General features: G+C 56.8%; 7 protein-coding genes. All 7 read right to left on the bottom strand.

The window, feature by feature from the left end; genetic code table 11:
• A partial coding sequence (locus M0974_RS16545; RefSeq protein WP_297838882.1) for an acetylornithine/succinyldiaminopimelate transaminase occupies positions 1-1,041 on the bottom strand: 1,041 nt, incomplete at its 3' end.
• 302 nt (positions 1,042-1,343) lie between these two features.
• The gene (argR, locus tag M0974_RS16540) at positions 1,344-2,327 is read right to left on the bottom strand and encodes a transcriptional regulator ArgR (RefSeq protein WP_297838879.1); all 984 of its coding nucleotides are present in this window, start codon (positions 2,325-2,327) and stop codon (positions 1,344-1,346) included.
• A 136-nt stretch (positions 2,328-2,463) separates the two neighbouring features.
• Entirely contained in the window at positions 2,464-3,228 is a 765-nt protein-coding gene (locus M0974_RS16535; RefSeq protein ID WP_297838876.1) for an ABC transporter ATP-binding protein, read from the bottom strand.
• A 53-nt stretch (positions 3,229-3,281) separates the two neighbouring features.
• Positions 3,282-3,980, bottom strand: a complete 699-nt coding sequence (locus M0974_RS16530) for an ABC transporter permease (RefSeq protein ID WP_297838873.1) — start codon at positions 3,978-3,980, stop codon at positions 3,282-3,284.
• On the bottom strand, positions 3,977-4,666 hold the full coding sequence (locus M0974_RS16525) for an ABC transporter permease (RefSeq protein WP_297838870.1): 690 nt from the start codon (positions 4,664-4,666) through the stop codon (positions 3,977-3,979). The genes M0974_RS16530 and M0974_RS16525 overlap by 4 nt, the downstream gene beginning before the upstream one ends.
• Before the next feature lie 92 nt (positions 4,667-4,758).
• Positions 4,759-5,535: an ABC transporter substrate-binding protein gene (locus tag M0974_RS16520; protein WP_297838867.1), complete on the bottom strand. Its 777-nt coding sequence runs from the start codon at positions 5,533-5,535 to the stop codon at positions 4,759-4,761.
• Between the two features lie 507 nt (positions 5,536-6,042).
• A partial coding sequence (acs, locus tag M0974_RS16515) for an acetate--CoA ligase (RefSeq protein ID WP_297838865.1) occupies positions 6,043-7,608 on the bottom strand: 1,566 nt, incomplete at its 5' end.

The raw sequence follows: 7,608 nt of genomic DNA, 5'->3' as shown, positions 1-7,608 counted from the left end.
GTTAAGCACGCAACCAATCAACAACCCCAAACCACGCACTTGGGTGAACATGCCGTACTGCTTGCCGATCTGTTCCAGACGCGCTTGAAACAACGCACGTTTGGCTTTCACGCCGGCCAGTGTTTCTGGAGTATTAACAATGTCGATCACCGCTTCCGCCACCGCGCAGCCCAAAGGGTTGCCGCCATAGGTAGTGCCGTGGGTGCCGACGGTCAGGTGGTTGGCAAGCTTTTCGGTGGTCATCATCGCAGCAATCGGGAAACCGCCGCCCAAGCTCTTGGCGCTGGTGAGGATGTCCGGGATCACGTTGTAATGCATGTAGGCAAACAGTTCGCCCGAACGCCCCATGCCGCTCTGCACCTCGTCGAATACCAGCAGTGCATTGTGCTCGTCACACAGTTGCCGAGCGCCTTGTAAATAGGCCAATTCACCGGGAATCACGCCGCTCTCGCCTTGTACTGGCTCCAACACCACAGCGCAGGTCTTATCGGAGATAGCTGCTTTCAACGCGTCCAGATCATTGAACGGAACGTGAGTGATACCGACGATTTTCGGGCCAAACCCATCGGAATACTTGGACTGACCGCCAACGTTTACGGTGAATAAGGTACGGCCGTGAAAGCTGTTAATCGCGGCAATGATTTCGTATTTTTCCGAGCCATACAGGTCGAAAGCGACCCGACGCGCCAATTTAAACGCGGCTTCGTTGGCTTCGGCGCCCGAGTTACAGAAGAACACGCGATCGGCGAACGTGGCGGCAACCAGCTTCTTCGCCAGACGCAGGGCCGGTTCGTTGGTGAACACGTTGGACACGTGCCACAGCGTATTGGCTTGCTCAGTCAGCGCGCTGACCAACGCCGGGTGGGCGTGGCCGAGTACGTTTACGGCGATGCCGCCAGCAAAATCGACCAGTTCGCGACCCGACTGATCCCAGACGCGGGAACCCGCACCGCGCACGGGGATAAAGCCCGCTGGCGAATAGTTGGGGACCATAACCTGGTCAAAATCGGTGCGTTGCACCTGAGCATGCTCAACGGACATCGGAGTCTCCTGAAGAGGTGCACCTGCCTGAAACTGGCAAGCGATGGGAGGATTGTAAGGACTGATTTGAGTCCGACCTTGCCGCCAAGCGACAACTTGTTACAGCGCCTCACCGTGTTTTTCGGTAGTTTTCGGCAATGCGACATATAGCGTCGGAAATAGGCAGTTTAAAGGTTTCTGATGTGTAGATCCCGCGAGCTGGCGCAAAAAACTGTAGGAGCGGGCTTGCTCACGATCGCGGTGTTCCTGAGACACCGCATCAAGCCAATCGCGAGCAAGCCCGCTCTTACAAATTTCAGGCATCAGCCGCGCTCAGACGGCACCGACGACAATTCGAACGGGCTGCTGCTGCGGCGCTGGTTGCGGTCTTCCCGGGGCGTGGCGCCAAAGAAGTTGCGGTAAGCGCTGGAGAAGTGCGGCCCGGACGAGAACCCACACGACAAACCAATCTGGATAATCGACTTACTGGTCTGCATCAACATCTGCCGCGCCTTGTTCAAGCGCAGCTCTAGGTAATACTGGCTCGGTACGCGGTTAAGGTACTGCTTGAAGATCCGCTCCAACTGGCGACGGGACACGCACACGTGCTGGGCGATTTCATCGGTGGTCAGCGGCTCTTCGATGTTGGCTTCCATCAGTAACACGGCCTGAGTCAGCTTCGGATGGCTGGAGCCCAGACGGTTTTGCAGTGGAATACGCTGACGTTCACCGCCCTCACGAATTCGCTCTACCACCAGTTCTTCAGAGACTGCACCGGCCAGCTCAGCGCCGTGATCACGGGCGAGCACCGCCAGCAATAGGTCCAATACAGACAAACCGCCACAGGCGGTCAACCGGTCACGGTCCCAATCAAACAAATGGCTGGTAGCGATCACTTTCGGAAAGCGCTCGGCAAAATCATCCTGCCAACGCCAGTGCACCGCCGCACGGTAACCGTCGAGCAGACCCAACTGAGCCAATGGATACACCCCGGCGGACAGGCCACCAATCACACACCCAGCACGCACCTGTTGTTTGAGGGCTGCACTGAGTGCCGAGGTCATCGACGCGGGAGGTTCATCCGCCAGCAGAAACAACTTCTGACAACCCTCCAGACGCCCAGCCCATGGCGCGCCCGGTAACTGCCAAGCGGCACCTTCGACGGGCGGTTCAGCTTGCAGAAACAGCAGTTCGTAAACCACTTCTGGATGGACGCGCTGTGCAACACGCAAGGCTTCCTCGGCCAGCGCCAGAGTCAAGGCTTTGGTGCTGGGCCAGATGAGGAAACCTATTCGATGGGCAGTCATAGCGTACAGTCCGAAACGGATGGCGGTTGTGGGTCGAGCATCAGTGCGCTCACAGTGTATCGGGCGGAGCCAGGTCATCCGGTGACGCGGAGCATGACCTGTTCTAGCGCTAAAGGCATCGTCAAAAATGTTTCGTTTACTTCAAGCTGCCCGACAAGAACTGCTGAAGACGCTCTGACTGCGGATTAATCAGCACTTCACGTGGATTACCGCGCTCTTCAACCCGGCCCTGGTGCAGAAAAATCAGCTGGTTCGACACTTCACGGGCAAAACCCATTTCGTGAGTGACCACCACCATGGTTCGCCCTTCCTGTGCCAGCGCCTGCATCACCTTGAGTACATCGCCGACCAATTCAGGGTCAAGCGCCGATGTCGGCTCATCGAACAGCATCACCTCAGGTTCCATGGCCAAAGCGCGAGCAATCGCCACACGTTGCTGCTCGCCCCCAGACATGTGCCCCGGATAAGCATGCTTGCGGTGCGAGACGCCGACTTTGGCCAAGTAGTGTTCGGCCTTTTCCAGCGCGTCTTTCTTCGACATGCCCAACACATGAATCGGCGCTTCGATGATGTTTTCCAGGGCCGTCATGTGCGACCACAGATTGAAGTGCTGAAACACCATGGACAGCCGCGAACGCAGGCGTTGCAGTTGCTTAGGGTCGGCAGCTCTCAAGCCGCCATCCTTGTTCGCCACCAACTTCAGCTCTTCGTTGTTCAAAACGATTTTGCCGGCATTGGGCTGCTCAAGCAGATTGATGCAGCGCAGGAACGTGCTTTTACCTGAGCCGCTGGAGCCGATAATGCTAATCACATCGCCAGCTTTGGCCGTCAGGGTCACACCCTTGAGCACTTCATGACTGCCATAGCTTTTATGCAGGTCGTGGACTTCAAGTTTGTTCATCGTTGGGTTCTCACAAAACGGTTGCCGAGCACGCGCTCAATACGACTCATGGTTCAAGCCCTGCGCGGGGCGAGGTAGCCCAGCCAGCGACGCTCGGCCATTTTGAACAGCCGTACCAGAATAAAGGTCAGGCACAGGTAGAACGCGCCAGCGGTGATGTAGGCCTCGAACGGCAAATAGAACTGGGCATTGACCGTACGCGCCGCGCCGGTGATATCGATGAGAGTCACGATGGACGCCAGACTGGTGGTCTGCAGCATCATGATCACTTCATTGCTGTACTGCGGCAGCGCCCGGCGCAAGGCCGATGGCAGCAAGATCCGCCGATACATTTTCGCGCGCGACATCCCCATGGACTTGGCGGCCTCGATCTCCCCCGCCGGGGTGGATTTTAGGCTGCCGGCGATGATCTCCGCGGTGTAGGCGCTGGTGTTGATCGCGAACGCCAGGCACGCACAGAACGTCGCGCTGGACAGTAACGGCCAGAGGAAGCTGTCGCGCACGGCTTGAAATTGCGCCAGTCCGTAATAGATCAAAAACAGTTGCACCAGCATCGGCGTGCCGCGAATCACGTAGGTGTAGAGCCATGCCGGCAAGTTCACCCATGGGTTTTTCGAAACCCGCATCAAACCCAGTGGCAGTGCCGCCAGCAGGCCGAACACCAGTGAAATTGCCAATAACTTAAGGGTAATCAGTAGGCCGCCGAAATACAGCGGCAAGTTTTCCCAGACCACGTTGTAGTCGAAAATCATAGGTCTGCCACCCTAACGCCTACCGAGTAGCGTTTTTCCAGGTAACGCAGCACCAGCAACGACACACTGGTGATCACCAGGTACATGGCTGCTACCGCCAGAAAGAAGGTGAACGGTTCACGGGTTGCGTCCGCCGCCTGCTTGGCCTTGAACATCATGTCTTGCAGGCCGACCACTGAAATCAGTGCCGTGGCCTTGGTCAGCACCAACCAGTTGTTGGTAAAGCCCGGAATCGCCAGACGAATCATCTGCGGCACAAGAATTCGGAAAAACACCTTAAAGCCGCTCATTCCATACGCCATGCCGGCTTCCGCCTGTCCTTTGGGGATCGCCATGAACGCCCCGCGAAAGGTTTCCGACAGGTACGCACCAAAGATAAATCCCAGCGTGCCGATGCCCGCTACCAGCGGATTCAAGTCGATGTAATCGTCGAAGCCCAGCAGCGGTGCGATGCGATTCAGCAAGTCTTGGCCGCCATAGAAAATCAGCAGGATCAGCACCAGGTCGGGAATCCCGCGAATTACCGTGGAATACAGATCACCCAACCACGCCAGCCAACGCACTGGCGACAAACGCAGCGCCACCCCAATCAGCCCGAGAACGACAGCCAAAGCCATGGACGACAGGGCGAGTTCCAGGGTGAGCCATGCGCCATCGAGGATTACAACCCCATAGCCTTTCAACATGATTCAAGTCCTCAAGCACGAGATTGAACAATGGCGCGCATCAACAAGCCGCTGCTGCGTGCGCCACTGCGGGCGGTGACGACGCGTGGGCGTTACTCGCCGTAGATATCGAAATTGAAGTACTTGTCTTGAATCTGCTTGTATTTGCCGTTGGCGCGAATGGCCACGATGGCGGCGTTGATCTTGTCCAGATCAGCCTTGTCACCCTTGCGCACAGCGATGCCGATGCCATCGCCGAAGTATTTGCTGTCGGTGAATGCAGGACCTGCGAAGGCATAACCTTTGCCTGCATCGGTGTTAAGGAAGCCGTCCTGCAACAGCGTTGCGTCAGCCAGAGTGCCGTCGAGACGACCGGCCGCGACATCCAGGTAGATCTCGTTCTGCGAGCCGTACGGCATGATTTCAGCGCCCAGTGGCTTCAGGACTTCTTGAGCAAAACGGTCATGAATCGAACCGCGCTGCACGCCGATTTTCTTGCCTTTGAGCTCCGCCAGGCTGGCGCTGACCACGGTGCCGTCTTTCATGACCAGGCGGGCCGGGGTGTTGTAGTACTTGTTGCTGAAGTCGACTGACTTCTTGCGGTCTTCAGTGATGGACATCGAGGAAAGGATGGCGTCGATCTTGCGCACTTTCAGCGCAGGAATCAGGCCGTCGAACTCTTGCTCAACCCAGGTGCACTTGACCTTCATTTGCTCACACAGCGCATTGCCGATGTCGTAATCAAAACCGACGATGCTGCCGTCCGGAGCCTTGGAGGCAAACGGTGGGTAAGCCGCTTCGATACCAATCTTCATCGGTTTTTCATCAGCAAACGCAGGTTGCACTAATACGGACAGCGCCAAGGCACCGAGAAGCATGAGTTTTTTCATTATTAGAGCTCCATCGGCATAAACCGACAAATGACAGGGGGTGAGCCAGAGGCTCAATGAACAAAGAGGAAACAGGGACTGCGACGCCTTGGGCGAATGCCGAGCATTTTAACGGGAGGTCCAAAGCCGATATTTCTTCAATGCGACAACTAGTTACACATGCACTGAGAAAACAACTTTGGAATATTGACAGCTTTGAAAAAGCGTGGGGAGCGGGGAAACAGCAAACCTGTCAATACAGCAAATAGCGCGCCGCTTGTTTAGAGAAGGCTCTAGCCCAGCCTATACAATCGATTTCTGAGTTTTATCCACGGGGTCAACTGAGCAAAAGAAACACGAAACTGGCGGGAATACTCCCCTGCAGTTACACATTGAGTTACCTGCCCAGATAACCGGTAACAGTCGATAAATATCGTTGGCCCAGGCAAGCCGAGATACCTGTGGATAATCTACACAAAAACGCCCCGCGCGGCTTTCACCGGGCGGGGCGCTTTTTACTGCCCTACATCAGGCGGCGTTCATGGTCTTGTGCGTGTCGATCAAGTGCTGAACCACACCCGGATCTGCCAAGGTGGAGATATCACCCAAGGCGCCGTACTCGCCGGTAGCGATCTTGCGCAGAATGCGGCGCATGATTTTGCCCGAGCGGGTTTTCGGTAATCCGGGTGCCCACTGGATAAAGTCCGGTGAAGCAATCGGGCCGATTTCCTTACGCACCCAATTTCTCAATTCCAGGCGCAGCGCTTCGCTCGGCTCTTCGCCACCGTTCAGGGTGACGTAGACATAAATGCCCTGCCCCTTAAGGTCGTGTGGCACACCCACTACCGCGGCTTCAGCCACTTTAGGGTGAGCAACCATCGCGCTTTCGATTTCGGCGGTGCCCATCCGGTGCCCGGAAACGTTAAGCACGTCATCCACACGTCCAGTGATCCAGTAGTAACCGTCTTCGTCACGACGTGCGCCGTCACCGGTGAAGTACATGCCACGGAAGGTCTTGAAGTAAGTGTCGACGAAACGATCATGGTCGCCGTACAAGGTCCGTGCCTGGCCTGGCCACGAATCGAGTATCACCAGGTTGCCTTCAGCGGCACCCTCGATCAGGTTACCCAAGTTATCCACAAGCGCAGGAACCACGCCGAAGAACGGCCGAGTTGCCGAGCCCGGCTTGAGGGCAGTTGCCCCCGGCAATGGGCTAATCAGCACGCCACCGGTTTCGGTCTGCCACCAGGTATCAACAATCGGGCAGCGTTCTTTACCGACGGTTTTGTAATACCAGTTCCAGGCTTCCGGGTTGATCGGCTCACCCACCGAACCCAGCAGGCGCAGGCTTGAACCGTCCGCACCCTCTACCGCCTTGTTGCCTTCGGCCATCATGGCGCGAATCGCAGTCGGCGCGGTATAGAGGATATTGACCTTGTGCTTGTCGATGATCTTCGACACGCGAGTGATGTCCGGGTAGTTCGGCACGCCTTCAAACAGCAAGGTGGTCGCGCCGTTGGCCAACGGGCCATAGACGATGTAGCTGTGGCCAGTGACCCAGCCCACGTCAGCGGTGCACCAGTAAACTTCACCGGGACGATAGTCGAACACGCGCTCGTGGGTCATGGCCGCGTACAGAAGATAGCCAGCCGTGGTGTGCTGCACGCCCTTTGGCTTGCCGGTGGAACCCGAGGTGTAAAGAATGAACAGCGCTTCTTCGGCGCCCATTTCCTTCGGCGCGCAATGGCTCGACGCAACCTTCATCAAGTCTTCGTACCAGATATCACGGTGCTGGTGCCAAGCAATATCGCCACCGGTGCGCTTGCACACGATGATTTTCTGCACGCTGGCGGTGTCAGGGTTGGTCAGCGCCAAATCGACGTTGGCCTTCAATGCAGTACGCTTGCCGCCACGCAGACCTTCGTCAGCGGTGATCACGATTTTCGATTTGCAGTCGATGATGCGGCCGGCTAATGCTTCCGGGGAGAAACCACCGAACACCACCGAGTGAATAGCGCCGATCCGGGTACATGCCAACATGGCGACCACGGCTTCGGGGATCATCGGCATATAGATAGTGACCACATCACCGCG

Origin of the sequence: Pseudomonas sp. (assembly GCF_026224925.1) — a bacterium.
Taxonomy (GTDB): domain Bacteria; phylum Pseudomonadota; class Gammaproteobacteria; order Pseudomonadales; family Pseudomonadaceae; genus Aquipseudomonas.
Note: the sequence above shows the minus strand (reverse complement) of the source record. Positions and strands in the feature narration are given on the sequence as shown.

Bases quoted from the DNA above. Each gene is read 5' to 3' on its own strand.
- argR (WP_297838879.1), bottom strand. From the start codon at position 2,327: ATGACTGCCCATCGAATAGGTTTCCTCATCTGGCCCAGCACCAAAGCC.
- M0974_RS16535 (WP_297838876.1), bottom strand. From the start codon at position 3,228: ATGAACAAACTTGAAGTCCACGACCTGCATAAAAGCTATGGCAGTCAT.
- M0974_RS16530 (WP_297838873.1), bottom strand. From the start codon at position 3,980: ATGATTTTCGACTACAACGTGGTCTGGGAAAACTTGCCGCTGTATTTC.
- M0974_RS16525 (WP_297838870.1), bottom strand. From the start codon at position 4,666: ATGTTGAAAGGCTATGGGGTTGTAATCCTCGATGGCGCATGGCTCACC.
- M0974_RS16520 (WP_297838867.1), bottom strand. From the start codon at position 5,535: ATGAAAAAACTCATGCTTCTCGGTGCCTTGGCGCTGTCCGTATTAGTG.